Origin of the sequence: Brachybacterium tyrofermentans (genome assembly GCF_014897585.1) — a bacterium.
Classification (GTDB): Bacteria; Actinomycetota; Actinomycetes; order Actinomycetales; family Dermabacteraceae; genus Brachybacterium; species Brachybacterium tyrofermentans.
On the sequence record NZ_JABUXW010000001.1, the window covers coordinates 117,212 to 136,167 of the forward strand.

Annotated in this window: 15 protein-coding genes; 5 read left to right on the plus strand and 10 right to left on the minus strand. The window is 72.8% G+C overall.

Annotation, left to right across the window (positions count from 1 at the left end):
- Positions 1–178: 178 nt before the first annotated feature.
- Together metE and INT49_RS00460 are read right to left on the minus strand one after the other, a co-directional pair.
- Positions 179–2,512, minus strand: coding sequence for a 5-methyltetrahydropteroyltriglutamate--homocysteine S-methyltransferase (gene metE, locus INT49_RS00455; RefSeq protein WP_193115766.1), 2,334 nt, complete (start codon positions 2,510–2,512; stop codon positions 179–181).
- Positions 2,509–3,447, minus strand: coding sequence for a methylenetetrahydrofolate reductase (locus INT49_RS00460; RefSeq protein ID WP_193115767.1), 939 nt, complete (start codon positions 3,445–3,447; stop codon positions 2,509–2,511). The genes metE and INT49_RS00460 overlap by 4 nt, the downstream gene beginning before the upstream one ends.
- A gap of 279 nt (positions 3,448–3,726) precedes the next feature.
- Between INT49_RS00460 and INT49_RS00465 the strand changes: the two genes are divergently transcribed.
- The gene (locus INT49_RS00465) at positions 3,727–4,173 is read left to right on the plus strand and encodes an adenylyltransferase/cytidyltransferase family protein (protein WP_193115768.1); all 447 of its coding nucleotides are present in this window, start codon (positions 3,727–3,729) and stop codon (positions 4,171–4,173) included.
- A gap of 225 nt (positions 4,174–4,398) precedes the next feature.
- Here the strand turns inward: INT49_RS00465 and INT49_RS00470 are convergent, their stop codons facing one another.
- From INT49_RS00470 to INT49_RS00500, 7 genes are all read right to left on the minus strand, one after another.
- Complete coding sequence (locus INT49_RS00470; protein WP_319021458.1) at positions 4,399–5,922, minus strand: sugar transferase; 1,524 nt, start codon at positions 5,920–5,922, stop codon at positions 4,399–4,401.
- Positions 5,923–6,244: 322 nt separating this feature from the next.
- Entirely contained in the window at positions 6,245–7,321 is a 1,077-nt protein-coding gene (locus tag INT49_RS00475) for a transglycosylase family protein (RefSeq protein WP_193115769.1), read from the minus strand.
- A gap of 184 nt (positions 7,322–7,505) precedes the next feature.
- Positions 7,506–8,297: an ATP-binding cassette domain-containing protein gene (locus tag INT49_RS00480; protein WP_441446241.1), complete on the minus strand. Its 792-nt coding sequence runs from the start codon at positions 8,295–8,297 to the stop codon at positions 7,506–7,508.
- Between the two features lie 4 nt (positions 8,298–8,301).
- On the minus strand, positions 8,302–10,248 hold the full coding sequence (locus tag INT49_RS20945; protein WP_319021459.1) for an SIP domain-containing protein: 1,947 nt from the start codon (positions 10,246–10,248) through the stop codon (positions 8,302–8,304).
- Positions 10,249–10,322: 74 nt separating this feature from the next.
- Positions 10,323–11,396 carry a FecCD family ABC transporter permease gene (locus INT49_RS00490; protein ID WP_319021460.1) on the minus strand — a complete coding sequence of 358 codons (1,074 nt, stop codon included), beginning with the start codon at positions 11,394–11,396 and terminating at the stop codon, positions 10,323–10,325.
- On the minus strand, positions 11,393–12,472 hold the full coding sequence (locus INT49_RS00495; RefSeq protein WP_193115771.1) for a FecCD family ABC transporter permease: 1,080 nt from the start codon (positions 12,470–12,472) through the stop codon (positions 11,393–11,395). Before INT49_RS00495 ends, INT49_RS00490 begins: the two co-directional genes overlap by 4 nt.
- Positions 12,469–13,539, minus strand: coding sequence for an ABC transporter substrate-binding protein (locus tag INT49_RS00500; protein ID WP_193115772.1), 1,071 nt, complete (start codon positions 13,537–13,539; stop codon positions 12,469–12,471). The genes INT49_RS00495 and INT49_RS00500 overlap by 4 nt, the downstream gene beginning before the upstream one ends.
- Before the next feature lie 164 nt (positions 13,540–13,703).
- Here INT49_RS00500 and INT49_RS21490 point away from each other — a divergent pair, with 164 nt between their 5' ends.
- The 4 genes from INT49_RS21490 to INT49_RS00520 are packed head-to-tail and all read left to right on the plus strand — an operon-like array spanning position 13,704 to position 17,614.
- Positions 13,704–14,927 (plus strand): AraC family transcriptional regulator, encoded by a 1,224-nt coding sequence (locus INT49_RS21490; RefSeq protein WP_193115773.1) that lies wholly within the window; start codon positions 13,704–13,706, stop codon positions 14,925–14,927.
- Positions 14,924–16,216: an alpha/beta hydrolase-fold protein gene (locus INT49_RS00510; RefSeq protein ID WP_193115774.1), complete on the plus strand. Its 1,293-nt coding sequence runs from the start codon at positions 14,924–14,926 to the stop codon at positions 16,214–16,216. Before INT49_RS21490 ends, INT49_RS00510 begins: the two co-directional genes overlap by 4 nt.
- A gap of 31 nt (positions 16,217–16,247) precedes the next feature.
- Positions 16,248–16,700 carry a hypothetical protein gene (locus INT49_RS00515; RefSeq protein ID WP_193115775.1) on the plus strand — a complete coding sequence of 151 codons (453 nt, stop codon included), beginning with the start codon at positions 16,248–16,250 and terminating at the stop codon, positions 16,698–16,700.
- The gene (locus INT49_RS00520; protein WP_193115776.1) at positions 16,697–17,614 is read left to right on the plus strand and encodes an HTTM domain-containing protein; all 918 of its coding nucleotides are present in this window, start codon (positions 16,697–16,699) and stop codon (positions 17,612–17,614) included. Before INT49_RS00515 ends, INT49_RS00520 begins: the two co-directional genes overlap by 4 nt.
- 15 nt (positions 17,615–17,629) lie before the next feature.
- On the opposite strand, the gene INT49_RS00525 is transcribed toward INT49_RS00520, so the two are convergent.
- The gene (locus tag INT49_RS00525; RefSeq protein WP_193115777.1) at positions 17,630–18,949 is read right to left on the minus strand and encodes a hypothetical protein; all 1,320 of its coding nucleotides are present in this window, start codon (positions 18,947–18,949) and stop codon (positions 17,630–17,632) included.
- Positions 18,950–18,956 lie beyond the last annotated feature (7 nt).

The following is an 18,956-nucleotide window of genomic DNA, read 5'->3' on the forward strand; positions in this document are numbered from 1 at the left end:
ACCGGCACGACACCGGCACCGGGCCATCCGGGAGAGGGACTCTATGGATCCGCCAACCCGCATAGGCGGTTCGCGGATCCATAGAGTCCCGTGTTCTGGGGAGGCCGCCATCGGACAGGCCGGGCACGGACCCGGACAGCGGAGCGGGGCGCCGGCGAGACAGACCCGCCTGGCAGGGTCAGGCGCCGGTGGGGATTCCGGCCTCGGCGCGCACCTCTAGCGTGGCCTGGACGAGGTGGCGCAGGCTGGCCTCGGTCTCGGCGTAGCCGCGGGTCTTCAGGCCGCAGTCGGGGTTCACCCACAGCCGCTCCGGGCCCACGGCCGCGCGGGCGCGGCGCAGCTGGTCGGCGATCTCCTCGGCGCCGGGCACGCGCGGGGAGTGGATGTCCCAGACGCCCGGGCCGATGCCGCGGGGGAAGGCACCGGGATCGATCGCCTCGAGGATCTCGCCGCGGGAGCGGGCTGACTCGATCGAGGTGACGTCGGCGTTCAGGGCGTCGATCGCGCCGACCACCACGTTGAACTCGCTGTAGCAGAGGTGGGTATGGATCTGCGTGGCCGCCTCGACCCCGGAGGTGGCCAGGCGGAAGGAGCGCACCGACCAGTCGAGGTAGTCGTCGTGCTCGGCCGTGCGCAGGGGCAGCAGCTCGCGCAGGGCGGGCTCGTCGACCTGGACGATGCTGATCCCGGCGGCCTCGAGGTCGGTGACCTCGTCGCGCAGGGCGAGGCCCACCTGGGCGGCGGTGTCCCCGAGGGGCTGGTCATCGCGCACGAAGGACCAGGCCAGGATGGTGACGGGGCCGGTGAGCATGCCCTTGACGGGGCGCGGGGTGAGCGACTGGGCGTAGGTCGCCCAGCCCACCGTGATGGGCGCGGGACGGTGCACGTCGCCGAACAGGATCGAGGGGCGGGTGCAGCGGGAGCCGTAGGACTGCACCCAGCCGTGCTCGGTGGTCGCGAAGCCCTCGAGGTTCTCGGCGAAGTACTGCACCATGTCGTTGCGCTCGGGCTCGCCGTGCACCAGGACGTCCAGCCCCAGCTCCTCCTGAAGGGTGATCACGCGCGCGATCTCCTCCTTCATGGCCTGCTCATAGCCGGCATCGTCCAGAGTGCCCTTGCGGTGGGCGGCACGGGCGGCACGCACCTCCCCCACCTGCGGGAAGGAACCGATGGTGGTGGTGGGCAGGTCCGGCAGGCCGAGGGCCTGACGCTGGGCCTCGGCCCGCTCCTCGTAGGCGACGCGCTCGGTGTCCGCGGACGTGACGGCGGCGGCGCGCTCGCGCACGGAGGGCACCTGCACGCCGTCGAAGGCGCGCGGCACGGAGCGCGGCCCATCGACCGCTCCGGGCTCGATGCCGCCGGCGGCGAGGGTGACGATCTCGATGATCTTCTCGTCGGCGAAGGCAAGGGTGGCCACGAGCTCGGCAGACAGCGAGGTCTCGAGCTCGAGCGTGTGCGGGACGTGCTGGAGGGACACGGAGGTCGACACGGAGATCGCGTCGGCCGCTCCCCCGGCCTCGGTGACGCGGCGGCGCAGCTCGGCCAGGCGGGCAGCGGCCGTCGGCAGCTCGGTGCGCCACACGGAGCGTCCCTCGACGAGGCCCGCGACCAGCTGCGTGGAGCCGATCCCGGCAAGCTGCTGAGCGCTGGGCAGCTCTCCGCGGGTGAGGTCGAGGTGCACAGCTTCGGCGCCGGTGGCGAGCAGCGCGGGCAGCAGATCGCCGATGCCTCCGTAGGGGGTGGTGACCAGCAGCTGCGGACGCGGCACCGTCTCGACGAGGCGGCCGATGGAGCGCTGCAGCGCGTCGGCGAGCTCGGGCTGGGCCAGGCGCTGATCGGCGGCGAGGGCGGGCTCGTCGAGCTGCACCCAGCCGGCGCCGGCGGTGTGCAGCGCATTCAGGAGCTCGGCGTACACGGCGACGACATCGTCCAGGCGGTCCAGCGGGTCGAAGCCCTCGGGCGCGCCGTCCTGCGCCTTGGCCAGCAGGAGCAGGGTCAGCGGACCCACCAGCACGGGACGGGTGCCGGTGCCGTCCTCGAGGGACTCGGTGAACAGGTCGACGATCCGGGTGGAGGCGAGATGGAGGTCGGTATCGGGGCCGATCTCGGGCACCAGGTAGTGGTAGTTGGTGTCGAACCACTTGGTCATCTCCAGCGGCGGCTGCTCCGCGGTGCCACGGGCGAGGGCGAAGAGCCCGTCGTCGTCGATCGTGCCGTCCGCACCCAGCACGGAGGCGAAGCGGTCCGGGATGATCCCGACGGCGAGCGCGGCGTCGAGCACCTGGTCGTAGAGGGAGAACGACTCGGGCGCGGCGCCGGCGGCGTCGAGGCCCAGCTCGGCCAGGCGCGCGCGGGTGGCGCGGCGCAGCTCGCGGGTGCGGCGGGCGAACTCGGCGTGGTCGATGCGCCCTGCCCAGTAGGCCTCCTCGGCCTTCTTCAGCTCTCGGGCGGGGCCGATGCGGGGGTAGCCGACGGGGGTGGCGGCGGGCAGCGGGGCGATCTGAGCGGTCATCGGGTCTCTCCTTGGGTGGTGGACCAGCGGTCCAGGTCGAGGTGATCGAGCACGTCGAGCGCGTCGCCGTGCGAGTTGAAGGTGTAGAGGTGCACGCCGGGGGCCCCGGCGTCGAGCACCCGACGGGCGAGGTCGACGGTGAAGCGCACGCCGATGCGGCGTCGCTCGACCTCGTCGGAGGCGATCTCCAGCTGGTGGAGGAGGTCGCGGGGCGCTTCGACACCGCTGATCGCGGCGAGGCGCTCGAGGCGGCGCGGGTTGGTGGCGGGCACGAGGCCGGGCACGATCGGCATCCGGATCCCCGCCTCGCGCGCCCGGGCGAGCAGACCGCAGTAGACGGAGGCATCGAAGAACACCTGGGAGATGGCGAAGTCCGCGCCTGCCCGCTCTTTGGCGACCAGCACCTCGGTGTCGTGGCTGGTGGTGGGTGATTCGGGATGACGATGCGGATAGGCGGCCACGCCGATGCTCACGCGGCCGCCGGCGAGGGTGGCGGTGCGCTCGTGCTCGATGGTGCGGATCAGCTCCACCAGGGGCCGCGCGAAGGGGATCTCGTCGTCCTCGAGGCTGTGCCCCTCGGACTGGTCGCCGCGCAGTGCGAGGATGCCGCGCACGCCGCGGTCCAGCAGCGCGTGGATGATCGTGGAGAGCTGCGCCCGGGTGGAGCCGATCGAGGTGAGGTGCACCAGGGGCCGCAGGCTGGTCTCGGCCAGCACGTGCTCGGTGACTTCGATGACGCGCGCGAGATTGCCGTGACGAGCACGGCTGGTCACCGAGACGTAGTCGGGTCCCGTCGCCTCGAGCTGCGCGATGGTCTCGCGCAGCCGCTCGAAGGACACATCGCTCCGCGCCGGGAACAGCTCGTAGCTGAGCGCAGGACGATGGCGCACCGGGGCGGTGCGCTCGAGCTCGGGCAGCGTCGTGGTAGCGGACATGACCGGAAAGCTACGAGCCTCCCGCGATCGCGGGAAAGAAAGATGTGCGCCTATGAACATCCTCGGCGAGCTGGTTCTCGCAGAGTCGCGCGGGTTCATACAGGACGCCGCAGAGCGTCATCCGGAGACTCATTCAGCCGCGCTGGTGCTGCGTCCGGCATGCCAGACCTTCCCCACGAATCGCGATGTCCGATTTACCCCTTTTTCCCTTTATGCCGGGTAGACTTGGGGGATGACCGGCACCTCAGCAATGTCGGCGGGACGGACCGGGAGGTCACTATGCGGATCGGATACGCAGCAGGAGCGTTCGACCTCTTCCATGTGGGGCACCTGAATCTGCTCCGCCGTGCCAAGCAGCACTGCGATGTGCTGATCGCCGGCGTGGTGAGCGACGAAATGCTGCGCGAGGTCAAGGGCATCGAGCCCGTGATCCCCACCGGAGAGCGTGCCGAAATCGTGCGCAACCTGCGCTTCGTGGATCGGGTCTACGTGGAGACCACCCCGTCGAAGCTCGATGCCTGGCGAGACATGCGCTTCACGCACTTCTTCAAGGGCGACGACTGGCGCGGCACCCCCAAGGGGCTCCTGCTGGAGGAGCAGTTCGCCGAGGTGGGGGTCGAGGTGCGATACCTCCCCTACACCGTCCACACCTCCAGCACCGCCCTGCGGCGGGCGCTCGCCGCGATCACCGCCTCCGCTGAGCTCCAGTCAGCCGGAGTCAGCTGAATCCTCCGACCAGCACTCCGCAGCATCCGGGACCCCGGTGATGACATGTTCATCACCGGGGTCCCCTTCCTCCGCACATGAGACGCTCGAGCCCCTTCGGGAGCCGCCGGCACCGTCGCCCACTCCCCCCGGCCCAGCCCTGCTCAGGACAGCGGAACGCCCCCGCATGAGGGCTCAGCACTTCCCTCACGCGAGGGCGTCACCTCGCCCCGGGGAAAGCGTCGCTCAGTACGCCCCTCGGGAGGCCAGCACGGCGCGCGCAGTGCGCACCAGGATCAGGAGGTCCTGCATGAAGGACCAGTTGTCGACGTAGAACAGATCCAGTCGAACGGTGTCATCCCAGGAGAGGTCGCTGCGACCGGAGACCTGCCAGAGCCCGGTGATCCCGGGCCGCACGGCCAGGCGCCGGTGCGCGTCCCCGTCATACCCGCTGACCTCCTGGGGCAGGGCGGGCCGCGGGCCGACCAAGCTCATGTCACCCCGCAGCACGTTCCACAGCTGGGGCAGCTCGTCGAGGGAATAGCGGCGCAGCAGCTTGCCCACCCGGGTGATGCGGGGGTCATCGGACATCTTGAACAGCACGTCGTTGCCGCGGTCGCGCGCGAGCTGCTCGAGCTCGGCCCGGCGGGCCTCCGCATCGACCACCATGGAGCGGAACTTCAGGAACTCGAAGGGTTCGCCGGTGCGGCCCACGCGCTGCTGACGGAAGATGACCGCGCCGCCATCGCCGAGGTGCACGAAGAGTGCCACGATGAGGAGCACCGGCGCCAGGATCAGCAGCAGCAGAGCGCTCGCGGCGATGTCGAACAGCCGCTTGCTCCAGCGCAGCGCCTTGCGGGCGCGCGGCAGGTCCATGTGCACCAGCGGGAGTCCGGCCACAGGCCGCATCCGGATCCGGTCGCCCGAGATCTCGCTGATGCCCGGGACCACGATGACTCCGACCTCGATCCCTTCGAGCTCCCAGGCGACGCGACGGAACTCCTCGGCGCTCGCCGACGAGCCGGCGGTGAACAGCACGACGTCAGGCTGCTGCGCGCGCACCAGATCCAGCAGCTGGGACTCGTCGCCGAGGATCGGCACGCCGGCGCCCTCGCCGCGGCGCGCATCGCTGATCGGGGTGATGGCACCGACCACGTCGTAGCCCAGCCAGACCTCTCGGGTCAGGGTGCGCACGATGCCGCGCACATGCCCGGTGGAGCCGACCACGAGCACCTGCGAGCGCAGGTGCCCCCGGGCGCGGGCAACGTTCACGCAGCGCCGGGCCAACACCCGTACCAGCAGCAGGAGCAGGGGACCCACCAGGAACAGGGCGACGAAGTAGGGGCGGGAGAGCGGGATATCCGCAAGGAAGAGCACCGCACCGGTGAGCCCCACCGCTCCGAGGCTTCCCACCAGCACGTTGCGGTAGATCTCGGGTCCAGCGGACACCAGTCGGGGGTTCGACGCGCCGGAGATCAGAATGGCGAGCATCCAGGCGGTGGCGATCACCACCGATGTGCGCACCACGTAACCGGAGAGGTTCGGAGCGGAATCCAGGAACGCGAGGTTCTGCCGGATCAGGACCGCGATCACGCAGGCCACCGCGAGCGCCAGGAGGTCCGCCGCGACGATCATGGAGACGACCAGGCGGTCATCGCTGCGGTCCTTGCGGCGAGGACGCGCGGACCAGGTGGAGGCTCGCAGCGGAGATCGACCGCCGAGCAGAGGGACCGAGGGTCCAGCAGCTTTGACTGTCTGCGGTAATGCCACGTGCACCTCTCAGCGATCGGAGCCGGGATGGAGCGGTCAGGCCCAGCACCGGGAGCGGGTCCGTCCGCACCATCGCGACCCACACCCATCTGATGTCCGTTTTGCCCTGCTTGTCCGGCTTGTCTGAAATGCGACTATACCTCTCCTCGTGGAGGAATGGGAGATGCACTGCACTCTGCGCCGCGAGGAGACCCCTCGGAACGAGGGGTTACGGCCACAGGGACGTCCTGGAAAGAGACAGCACGACGCAGCGCGCCAACCCCGAAGGGTCGGCGCGCTGCGTCAGGTGTCGGAGCTGAGCGGGGCTCCCGCCTGCGGCGGCTCAGCCGTTGAGGTGCTCCTGCAGCGCCTTCACGGTGGAGTAGCTGGTGCGGAAGTCCCACACGCCGTTGCTGCCGTGGCCGATCGCGGCACGGAGCTTCGCCGTCGTCTCGGCGCCGATCTTCCCGTCGGCGGTGGCACCGATCTTGGACTGCAGGGCCTTGATGTCGGCGGTCGAGAGCGAGCCGTCCTGGCTCACGCCCACCCAGGCCTCGAGCGCACGGGTGGTGGCCGGACCGAACTTCCCGTCCACGACGAGTGCGCCGCTGCTCGGCGCCGAGGGAGCCGGGGCGGTCGGTGCCGAGGGCGCGGGGGCGCTCGCGGCCGGAGCTCCGCTGTTGAGGAAGGACTGGAGCGCCTTCACGGTCGCGTAGTTCGAGCGGAAGTCCCAGGCGCCGTTGCCGCTCAGGCCCATCGCCGCACGGAGCTTGGTGGTGGTCTCGGCGCCGATCTTCCCGTCGGCGGTGGCACCGACCTTGGACTGCAGCGCCTTGATGTCGGCGGTCGAGAGCGAGCCGTCCTGGCTCACGCCCACCCAGGCCTCGAGCGAGCGGGTGGTCGCCGCCCCGAACTTGCCGTCGACCGCGAGTGCGCCGGGGCTGGTGCGCACGTCGTCGCGGGAGGCCGAGTCCTCGCGGCCGCCGGGCTGGGCGTTCGCATCCGCGCCACCGTTGGACCTGGTGAGACCTGCCCGCTTGCCGCAGGTGGGCCACGCTCCGGGGCCCTGCTCATGCAGGGTGCGCTGGGCGATGGCGATCTGCTCGGACTTCGTGGCCTGGTTCGCCTGGCTCGCGAACTCGTGGCCGCCGAAGGCCTTCCAGGTGGAAGGGGAGAACTGGAGCCCTCCGTAGTAGCCGTTGCCCGTGCTGATCGACCAGTTGCCGCCGGACTCGCACTGGGCGACCTTGTCCCAGACACCGGTATCGGCGGTGGCGACCCCGGCCCCGGAGATGCCCAGGCCGGCCGCGATCACGGCGCCGCCGGTCGCGGCCGCCATCTTCGGGGCCACGCGGAGGCCGTGGAAGTACACCGCGGAGCCGTCGGCACGATGGGTGGGGACACGGGCGGGTGCAGGCATTCGGGGGCTCCTGAGGACGGCCACGGGGGAAGGGGCGGGGAAGAGTGCGGCCGACGACGGGCGTCGACCCTCCCCCACCGTGCCCGTCCCACCAGCACTTCCGGTCAGTTCGATGCCAAGTCCGAGCCATTGCTTGGTGAAACTTTTACCGAGAATGGCACCTCGGAGAATGACACCCGGGGAATTATCGAGTACAAACCGTCGGGACCACCATGGGGGTGCCGGAGGCGGGATCGGGCACCACGAGGCAGTCCAGCGAGAAGACGTCCCGCAGCAGCGCGGGGGTGACCACGTCCTGCGGTGCCCCGGTGGTCACCACCTCGCCCTCGTGCATCACCACCAGGTCGGTCGCGTAGCGCGCGGCCTGGTTGAGGTCGTGGAGGACCACGACGAGGGTGCGCCCGTGCTCGTGGAAGCCCCGCAGCAGCTCGAGCAGCTCGTACTGGTGGGCGATGTCGAGGAAGGTGGTCGGCTCGTCCAGCAGCATCAGCTCGGTCTCCTGTGCGAGCAGCATCGCCACCCAGACCCGCTGCCGCTGGCCACCGGAGAGCTCGTCCACGAGGCGGTCGGCGAGCTCGACGGTGCGGGTGGCGGCCAGGGCGCGCTCGACGGCGGCGTCGTCCTCGTCAGTCCAGCGGCGCACCAGGCTGCGATGCGGGAACCGACCCCGCGAGACGAGGTCGACGACGGTGATCCCGTCGGGGGCGAGCGCGGTCTGGGGCAGCAGACCCAGCCGGCGGGCGACGTCCCGGGCGCGCAGGCGGTGCAGATCCTTCCCGTCCAGCACGATGCGGCCCGCCGACGGGGTCAGCACCCGCGCGAGCGACCGCAGCAGCGTCGACTTGCCGCAGGCGTTGGGGCCGAGGATCACGGTGAAGGAGCCGGGCCGGATCTGCAGGTCGAGGTCGCGTGAGATCGCCCGCTCGCCGTAACCGAGGGTCACCTGCTCGACGCCGAGCACCGGGCGTTGCCCCACGGGTTCAGGCGAGGACGCGGACATCGAACCCCCATCCCACGCTCGAGGCCGAGACGACCTCGAGACCGGCCCGGCGCACCAGCTCGTCGCGCTCGGCGCGGGTGCGCAGCCCCGCTTCGCCCCGGGCGAACGCGAGCAGATCGTCCTCGCACTCGTGCTCGTCCAGCGCCTCGTCCTCGAGCGCCTCGCCCACCAGCACCACGCGCCCGCCGCCGCAGGCCGCCCTTGCGGCGCGCAGCACCGCGATCGCGGCATCGTCCGGATAGCGGTCCAGCAGGTCCACCAGGAGATGAGCGTCCGCCGGGCTCGGCGACGGGGCGAACAGCCCCTGCTCCTCGACGGTGACGGCGGCGCCGGCGAGCCGTTCGCGCATCGCCTCGGCGTCCGTCGGATCCACCAGCACCGACAGCTCTGCCGCAGGTCGCGCACGGCGCAGGGCAAGGGCGATCTCGTCGGCCCCACGCCCCGAGATCCGCAGCGCGGACCAGTCGGCGAGCGCCTCCGCCTCCGCGAGCGGGCCGGCCAGGAAGACGGCACGGTCGGCCTCCGCCCGCAGCCGGTCCTGCCGCCGCTGGTGCCGGGTCGACGCCTCGACGATGCCGAGCCCCTCCAGCACCTGCTCGACGTCGGCGCCGACTCCGGTGCGCACGGCACGCAGCAGGCCGAGGATCGCGAGCTGCTCGAGCCCGTGGGGGCCGTCCAGCCGCAGGCGGTCCTCGTACCATTCGTCGCTCATCTCGAGCCCGCGGGCGGTGAAGACCCAGCACCAGGTGCCGGATGCCTCCCTGTCACGCCTGTCACGCTGCACGATCCCGATGGCCTCGAGATAGCGCAGCAGATGCGACAGACCGCTCTCGGAGCAGCCGCTGCGTGCGGCGAGCTCGGCGGTGGTCGCCGGGCCGTCGGCGAGGTGGGAGCCGAGGCCGATCGTGGCGGCGATCCGCAGCGCCATCGGGCCCACCAGCTCGGCGGCGTGGAGCAGATCCTCGTCCTCCTGGGGCTCGGCCCCGGGGGCCGACTCCTCCGGACCGGTCGCGGCCGCCGCAGCCGTCGCGACCTTCTCGATGGAGCCGTCGCCCGACGGCTCGGCACCCCCGGGGAGGGCTCCGCCGGTGGCCTCCGCGGGGCCCGAGGAGTCCGCGGCGGCGGGCCGGCGCCAGTACCCGGTGACGTCGAGCTGCTCGGGGTCGAGCTGCTTCTCACGGCGCAGCCAGCGGCGGAGCGGGGCGAGGGTCAGAGCCTCCCCCGCCGCCCAGGCGAACACCGTGCCCGGCCACCAGGGGGCGGCGCGGACGGCGTCGAACAGGAGGCTGGTGGACCCCGCCGGGGCGCCCTCGCGCACCAGCCAGGTGAGCTCCACCCCCTCCGGCACCGTCAGCTCCTGACGGTGCGAGTCCTCCCCCACCTCGACGAACACCTGCGCCCGTGCCCCCTCGGGGAACTCCTCGAGCCAGCGGCCGATCGCCGGCAGCGCGGTCTCGTCGCCCACGATCAGCGACCAGTCCGCCCCGCGGGGATGGGTGCCGGACATCTTCGGGCCGGCGATCTGCACGCTGTCCCCGACCTGCACCGTGCGCGCCCAGGCCGCTGCGGGCCCGTCCCCGTGCAGCACCAGGTCCACGTCCAGCTCCTGAGCGCCCTGGTCCCAGCGCCGAGCGGTGTAGGTGCGGGAGATCAGGTGAGGGTGGCGCGGCCAGTCGAGCACGCCGTCGAGCTGCGCGGGCACCAGGGCGACGGGCTCCTCGGGATGGCGCAGGAACAGCTTGAACTCGTCGTCGAAGCCGTCGGAGCGGAAGGCCTGCACGCGGTGGCCGGAGGGGGCGGTGTGCGCCGCCAGGCCGGGGCCGCCCAGGGTGACGCGGCGCATCGCCGGGGTCACGTCGACGGCGGCGCGCACCACCAGCTCGCGGGTGGTGATGGGGTAGAAGGTCCAGTCTCGCAGGGAGCGCACAGGGGTTCCTCTCGAACGGGGCGGGGTCAGGGATCGGCAGGGGCAGGGCGGGAAGGGAGGCGCAGGGGCGGGGGTCAGGGGCGCCGTCGGCGCCTCTCGCGCAGGATCAGATGGAGCAGGTAGCAGCCGCCGACCACGACGGTCACCAGGCCCACGGGCACCGGCTGGGGCAGGGCGTGCTGGCCCACCAGGTCGGCGGCGCCCAGCAGCACCGCGCCCAGCAGGGCGGTGGGCACGAGCGGGGCATCGCCCTGTCCCGCGAGGCGCCGGACGATCTGGGGCGCCACCAGGGACACGAAGGCGATCGGCCCGCAGGCCGCAGTGACCACGGCGGTCAGCGCCACGCCCGCGACCACGGCGACGGCCCAGACGCGCCGCCTCACCACCCCGTGAGCGAGGGCGACATCGTCGCCCAGCTCGAGCTCCCGCAGGGCCGGGGCGACGGTCGCGACGAGGGCGAGCAGCAGGCCGATGGCGAGCGTGCCCCACCGCAGCATGGTCGTGTCGACGCTCGCGAGGGACCCGGCTCCCCAGATCGCGGCGCCGAGGGCGATCTCGCGCCGCGCGACCAGCAGCAGATAGGAGTTCAGCGCGCCGAGCATGGAGGAGACCGCGATGCCGACGATGATCAGGCGGAAGCCCTGCATCCCGCGGCGGTGGGCGAGCACATAGATCACCAGCGCCGTGGCGATGCCGCCGGTGATCGCCCCGGCCGCGACCTGCAGGTAGCCACCGCCGAGCACGAGCAGCACCAGCAGCGCCCCGGTGTACGAGCCGGTGGAGAAGCCGATGATGTCGGGGCTGGCCAGGGGATTGCGGGTGAGGGACTGGAACACGGCGCCGGAGACGGCGAGCGCGGCGCCGAACACGAGGGCGGCGAGGGCTCGCGGGAGGCGCCAGTCCCGGACGATGACCGTGGTGATCTCGTCGCCCCGCCCGGCGAGCGCAGCGAACACCTGCTGCCCGGAGAGGCGGTAGTCCCCGAGCATCAGGGCGAGCAGGCTCACCACGGCCCCCGTCAGCAGCAGCACGGCGGACAGGCGCAGCGCCCGGCGCTCGAGGCGGAGCCGCACCGGGCCCAGGGCGAGGTGGAGGAAGCGGTCCCGGTGCGCCGAGAGCACGGCCGGGCGGCGGTCGAGGTCGGTCACAGCCCGCTCAGCCTCCTGCGCGCGCGCACCAGCACGATCAGCACCGGGGCGCCGACGAAGGCGGTGACCACCCCGGCGGGCATCTCCGCGGGCGCCACCAGGACACGTCCGAGCACGTCCGCGGCCAGCAGCAGCACGGCACCGCCGAGGGCGCTCAGCGGCAGCAGCCGCACCTGGTCCGGGCCCACGCACCAGCGGATCACGTGCGGCACCATCAGCCCCACGAAGCCGATCGGGCCGCAGATCGCCACCGCGCTCCCGGCCAGCAGGGTGATCGCCGCGATCACCGCGACGCGCACGGCGCGCACGGGCACGCCGTGGGCGATGGCCACCTCGTCCCCGAGCGCGAGGGCGTTCAGCGAGCCGGCGCAGGCCAGGGCCAGCAGCCCTCCGAGGCCGAGATACGGGAGCATCGGCAGCAGGTGGGCGGTGCCGCGGTTCTCGAGGGTGCCCACCGTCCAGGAGCGCATGGCGTCGAAGGTGTCGGGATCGGCGAGGGTCACCATCCCGGTGATGCCGCTGAGCACGGCGCCGAGGGCGAGGCCCGCCAGCACCAGGCGCAGCGGGTCGGGGCCGGAGCGGCCGGTCGCGCCGATGAGGTGCACCGCGACGGTGGTGAGCAGCGCGCCGGCGAAGGCGAACCAGGCATAGCCGCTGATGCCCACCACGCCCGTGAGGGCGATGCCGAGGGTGACGGAGAAGGCGGCGCCCGCGTCGACCCCGAGGATGCCGGTGTCGGCGAGAGGGTTGCGGGTCAGGGCCTGCACGAGCGCCCCCGCGACACCGAGGGCGGCGCCGACGGCGAGGGCGGTCAGGCTGCGCGGCACCCGCATGGACAGCACGATGTAGCGCTCGTCGGGATCCACGACGAGTTCCACCCCCAGCTCAGCGCGCAGCACGTCCAGGACGGCCACCTCCCGCGCCCCGACCGCGATCGAGCAGGCCACAGCCAGCAGCAGCAGGACGACCAGCGCCGCTGCGGTGAGGCCGACGGCCCGCCGACCGCGGCGGCGGGCCGGCCGAGCTGGGGCACCGCGGTGCGGCCGTCCCGGCGCCGCCGTGGTCGCCGTGCTCACCCGAGGACCGGCGCGACGGCCTCGGAGAACTTCGCGACCGTCCAGGGGGTCGAGAGCGCATTGGGGTAGTCGAAGCCCCAGGCGATGGGGAGGGTGCCGTCCTCGTCGGGCTCGATGATCGCGACCCGTCCCTCCTGCACGGCCGGCAGGGACTGGTACAGCTGGTTGGCCTCGAGCCACGCCTGTGCCTCCTCGGGCGTGCCGTGGCCTCCATGCTGGGCGATCACCACGAGATCCGCCTCGATCATGTCCAGGTTCTCGAGGCTGACGTCGCCCTGGGCGGCGGCGAGGGCGTCGGCCTGCGGCTGCGGGGCGAAGCCCCAGGACGTGGCGACCTCCTCGACGACGGAGCCGGTGTAGTTCGAGACGGAGATGCCGGCCTGCTCGCCGCGGTTGAGCACGAAGGAGAGGGTGGTGCCCTGCCATTCGGGGTGGGCGGCAGCGGTGTCCACGGCGAGCTGCTCGGTCTCCTCGACGACGCGCTCGGCGGTCTGCGCGAGGTCGAGGGCGAGGCCGACCCGACGGATCACGTCCCGCCAGTCGTACTCCCAGGACTCCTGGTCCTCGTAGGACTCCATGGTCAGGACCGGGGCGATCTGCGCGAGCCGCTCGAAGTCCTGGTCGAGGCTGCCGTAGGTGGTCGCGACGATGAGATCGGGGGCGGCGGCGAGGAGCTGCTCGAGGGGCAGGCCGGCATCGGCCCAGATGTCGTACTCCTCGACCTCGTGGCCCTCCATCGCCTCGCGCTGCCACGGGGTCAAGATCTCATCGGTGATCACCGGGAAGGCGCCGAGGGCGAGCACGGCCTCGAGGTCCTGGATGCCGGAGACGACCGCGATCCGGGAGGGACGCTCCTCGAGGGTGGTGGTGCCGAAGGGGGAGACCAGCTCGAGCGGGTAGGTGGTGGCGCCCTCACCGGCGGGCACGCGCGAGGCGTCCGGGGCGGCGGCGTCCTCCGCGGCCGCGGCGTCTCCGTCGGCGCCGGTGCCGCAGGCGGCGGCGAGGCCGCCGAGTCCGGCGGCGCCGAGGGCGGTGAGGGCATGACGGCGGGTGAGGTGCAGGGGCACGATGGGTCCTTCGCTCGAGAGGGTGCGCTGGGCGGCGGTCGACGCGCAGCCCCTAGTAAGGTAAGCCTCAGCTACATCGGTGGGACCACACGGAGGAGGCCATCACGTATCCGATCGCGACACCGGACCGCGGCGGCGCAGCGGCGACCACCCTGCCGCGCACCGTGCGCCTCCGCCCGCGCGTGCACGCCGAGGCCGATCTGGTGCTGTGGTGCCGCACCGGGTGCGCGCGCGTCGGAGTGTCCGACGCAGTGCCCGGTGCAGAGGAGGCACGCCCTCTCGCGGTGCCTGCCGACAGCGCCCTGCTGCTCCGCGCGGGGCAGCGGCACACCGTCGAGGTCCCCGCCGGGACGCTCCTGCATCCCGTCTTCCTGCCGCCGCGCGGCGCGCCCGGGACCGGTTCGCCGACAGGGAGCCCGGTGGTCGAGGTGGACCGGGGCCTCGCGGCCGCGCTGCTGGCGCTCTCCGTGGCGGGCACGACGGATCTGCGCCCCGCGGAGTCCCGCCTGCGGGCACTCGGAGAGGCGGTCCGCTCGCGGATGGCCGGCGGGGCCTCGCACCGGATGCGCCCTCCTCCCACCTCGCACATCGAATGGGTCACCAACCGGGACGAGCACGTGCTGGTGATCGCCGCCTTCGGGCCGGCCACCGTGATGGTCCGCGATGTGGCCGGGGGCTGCGCCGCGGTGGACCTGGCCGAGCACATGGCGCTCGCGGTGCCGCCGGGGGTGCCGCACCGGATCCTCACCCGGGAGGCGGGTGTCGCTCTGCCCGTGTTCCATCACGGGACCGGGCTCTCCCTCGACGGGGCGGAGGGGCGCATCGAGCTCATGTACCTGCCGGCGCGGACGCGGCTGCGCGCGGAGCATCATGCGGTCGCCGGCTCTTCGGCGCTGCGACCTCCGGGCTTCGACGAGACCGCGCTGCCGCGAGCGCTGGCCGGCCTCGTGCAGCGCACCGGCGTGCTGCGCCTCGACGGCGGCGCCCCGGCACCGGTGGACCTGCTGCGCGAGCGGGTGATCCGGGACCCGGCCGGGAGCTGGTCGCCGGCGACCTGGGAGCGTCTGGAGGGCGGCGCGACCGCGCCCTGCCCCCACCGTCGCACGCTCGAGCGCGCCGTCCGGGAGGCGACCGGCACCGGGTTCGTGAGCTGGCGGAACCAGGTGCGGGCGGAGCAGGCGGAGGATCTGCTCGCCGCCGGGATGCCGGTGAAGACGGTGGCCCGACGCATGGGCTTCGCCCACGCCAGCGGCTTCTCCCGCGCCTTCCGCCAGGTCACGGGTGCCGCCCCGGAATCGGTGACCCGCAGGACCGTCCCCGGGGATCTCGCACCGCCCCTCCCCCCTCCCGTCCCGCCCTGGCGGGCCCAGACCAGGAGCCGCCCATGACCCCCGCGACCGAGGACCAGCTGTTCCCCGCCGAGCTGTGGGAGCCGCTGCCCCGTCCTCCCGGACGCGAGGAGCCGACGCCGATCCGTCGGCGCGACGACACCGCGCACGGCAGCGCGCACGGCAGCGCGCACGACGCCGCTGACGGGGCGGGTCCGCACCTGCTCCGGCGCGAGGGCGAGGGCGCCCTGGTGCGCATCCGCCACACCGCAGAGGCGGCGAGCGCGGTGGCGCTGCAGGCGAGCGGCTGGTGGCACCCTTCCCCGGCGGATGCCTGCGAGCTGCGGCCGCAGGGGAACGGCCGCTGGGAGGGCGTGTTCGAGGTCCCCGCGGACTGGCGTGCGAGCTATGGGTTCGCAGTGCACCGCGGGCCCGGCGAGCCGCCGTGGCGCAGCGCCGGCATGAAGGCACCCGGCGTGGAGGTGGTGCCCGACCCGGGGAACCCGCGCCGGCACCGGGCCGGACGCGGCGGGGCGGCGCGCTCGGTCATCGCGCTCCCCGACGACGCACCCTTCGCGCCGAGCGCCGCGGAGACGGAGGGTCCCGGCCCCCGGGTGCTCCCGCTCGCCTCCCCGAGCGACGGGCCGCGCACCCGGTGGTGGGCCTCGCGCCCGGGGGACGCGGGCTGCGAGGGCCTCGACCCCGAAGCTCCGCTGCCCCTGCTCATCCTCACCGACGGCGCGCAGCACGTGGAGCATCTGGACACGCCGACGCTGCTCGCCCGAGGCGTCGCCGCCGGGGTGCTGCCGCCGCTGGCTGCGGTGTTCGTGGACTCCGGACCACAGCGCGGCGAGGTGCTCGGGGTACCCGGCGGGCATGCCCGGTGGATCGCGGAGCAGCTGGTGCCCTCCCTGCGTGCGTACGGTCTCGGCACGGGCCGGGGACGCGCGCGCGTGCTCGTCACCGCCGATCCCGCACGCACGATCGTCACCGGCTCCAGCTTCGGCGGCCTCACCGCACTCTTCGCCGTGGCCCGCGCCCCGCAGCTGATCGGGGCGGTGATCGCGCAGTCGGTCTCGCTGTGGCGCTATCCCGCGGGCGCCCTGACCGCGCCGCTGCTGCGCGCAGCCGCGCGCAGCACGTCGGGACCGCTGCGGCTGCGGCTCCAGGTGGGCCGGTACGAGGGGGACATGCCCGCCCGCTCCCGAGCGCTGCACGAGGGACTCGTCACCGGCGCCGCGCAGCACGGCACCGCCCTGGACGTCACCCTGGACGCACACAGCGGCGGCCATGACTGGGCCTGGTGGCAGCCGACGATGCTCCATGAGGTCGCCGCGCTGCTGCGCTGAGCACGCCGGGCCTTCCCGATATCCTCGACACGTGCCGCCCCCCGTCCGCCTCGCCCCCGCCGCCATGGCCTGGCGGCTGCTGGCGGTGCTGCTGTGCGTGGGGGTGCTGACGGTGGGCGGGCTGACCCGCTCGAACGATCTGTTCCCCTTCGGGGTCCTGGACCAGTTCTCCTCCGGCACCGACCCCGACGGAGAGGTGGTCAACACCTGCCTGCAGGGCATCCGCGGCGACGGAGAGCCCTTCGACATCCGCTTCGGACCGCGGAGCGTGGGCATCGAGCGGGCCGACGTGGAGAACAATCTCCCGGCGATCGAGTCCGACCCGCAGCTGCTGGCCCCGCTGGCCGCCGAGTACGACCGGCGTCACCCCGAGCAGGAGCCGCTGGATGCGCTGGTGCTGTGCCAGCGGATCACGTCCCTGCAGGGCGGCACCGCCCATGGCGAGGAGGAGCTCGTCGAGGTGGTCCGTTGGAAGGCCCCATGAGCACCACCTCTGCTGCGGCCTCCCGACCCTCGGGGGGCACCCGGCCCCGGTTGCGGTCGATCCTGTTCCCGGCCCTGCCCCTGGCCCGGATCAGGGTGCTGCGGGTGATCATCTACGCCTTCGTGGTGCTGGATGTGCTGACCTTCTCGCGCGATGTCCTCTCCCACGCGAACAACGCCGGGTTCTACACGCCGCTCGCGCTCGCGCGGCTGCTGCACCTGCCGGCGGTGACCACGCCGCTGGCGTACACCCTGCTGGTGCTGATCCTCGCCGGGTGCGCGGCGGCGATCGCGGGCCGGCGGCCGCGGCTGTCCGGCGCCGTGGTCGCACTCGCCTTCTGGCTGTGGATGCTCTACAGCAACTCCTACGGCTACATCGCCCACGACCACATGGCGCTGATGGTCGCGGTGGCGGTGCTGCCCACCGTCGCGGGGGCCGAGAGCACCGGCCCCGCGGGCACGCTTCCCCCGGCTGCCAGTACCAGTACCAGTACCAGTGAAGCGGCAGGCTGGGCGCTGCGCGCGATCCAGCTCGCGGTGATCGCGACCTACTTCTTCTCGGTGGTCCCCAAGCTCCTGTACTCCGGATCGCTCGCGAACTGGGGCAACAGTGCGATCCTCACCTGGGCCTCGATCCGTCGCGGCAGCGCCCTGGCGCACTGGCTGGTGGAGGTGACCCCGTGGGTGTTCGTGCCTGCGCAGTGGGCCGGGCTCGCCCTCGAGGCGCTCTCCCCGGTGGTGCTGTTCCTGCGCGGGAGGGCCCTCTACATCGCCGTCGCGCTCTACCTCGGCTTCCATCTGTCCACGCTGGTGCTCCTGGGGATCCACTTCCTGCCCACCGCGATCTGCTGGGCGGCGTTCCTGCCGCTCGAGCGGCTGCGATGGCCGGGACGCAGAGCACAGCACTCCCGCTGAGCCCTGGCCGCCCGGTCACTCTCCGTCCTGGCAGACCGCGACCGACTCCCCCTCGAGGGGCCACGTGACGGTCTCGCGACTCCCGTCGTCCACGTCGATGCAGGTGACGATGTTCAGGAGGAGGCCCTGGGACAGCGCGATGTGCAGCTCCCCCGAGGGATCGAGCACGACGATCCCGTCGATGACGAAGGGAACGATCTGCGACGTCCCCGCGCTGCCGTCGGCGCCCGGCGCGGAGGTGAACACCGCGTACCCGGTGTCGCTCGTGATGTTCCAGGACGCGCTGATCCAGCGATCGATCTGGTAGCTCGACGGAGAGGTGACCTGCCAGGTCCCCGGCACTGCGGAGGGCTCCTCGGCATCCATGACCCCAGCGCTCCCGACGGGTCCATCGGGGCGGTCGTCGGTGAAGGCGAAGAAGGGGCACTCCGGCGGGGCCGCCACCGTGGCGGCCGCGCATTTCTCGAGGGTCGCCTCGACCTGTGCGGTGACCTCCTCGAAGCCCTGCGTGGAGAGCTCATAGCCCAGCACCGCCCCGGCTCGGCGCAGCTGCTCCCTCTGCATCGGGATGGAGACCTTCTCGACGACCGGGAACAGGCGCTCGCTGCGTGCGGGCAGCCCCAGTTCGTAGCTGCCCGGCAGCAGGCGCAGGATCAGGAGCTGCTGGCCGTACATGCCCTCCCGGCTCGGCTGCCCCGACAGCGGGATCGGGACCGCGTTGATCAGCAGCTCCCGGACCCCCTCCGGCACGGTAACCACGAACTCCGTCGCCACCACCGGTACGAGCTCCCACGTCGCCGGGGCGAAGGAGCTGGTGGCCTGGGAGCGCACGGTGAAGCTGGCCTGCTCGACACTCGTCCCCGAGCTCAGCGACGCGGTGACCGTGGCCTGCCCACCGCCGGTCTCGACGGCATCGATCGTGTAGGAGGTGATCCTGTCGGTCGCGGCACGCAGCACCTCCTCCGTGAGGGCGATATCGCTCGTCTCCGCGGAGTCCGCGAGGTGCTCGCGCACGGTCGCGACATCGCCGGCCACGAGCGCATCGAGAAATGCCCTCACCGGATCCTCCGGCGAGGCACCACCGATCAGCAGCCGCGGCAGCACCAGCACGAGGACGAGCACCGCGCAGATCGCACCGGCGAGCGCGACTCCGCGGCGGCGCGTTCGCCTACCGGAGCCAGGATCGGCGGCGCTGACACGTCCTGTGCCACCGCCGGTCCCGGTGGCGGGAATCTCGCCGGTGCCAGGCCCGCGCAGCGCGGCCGGCTCCCCCTCGGGCCGGGTCCAGCCCAGCGGGAGGGTCCGCCCGGTGGGGGCAGATTTCGACTCTTTCACGGTGCTC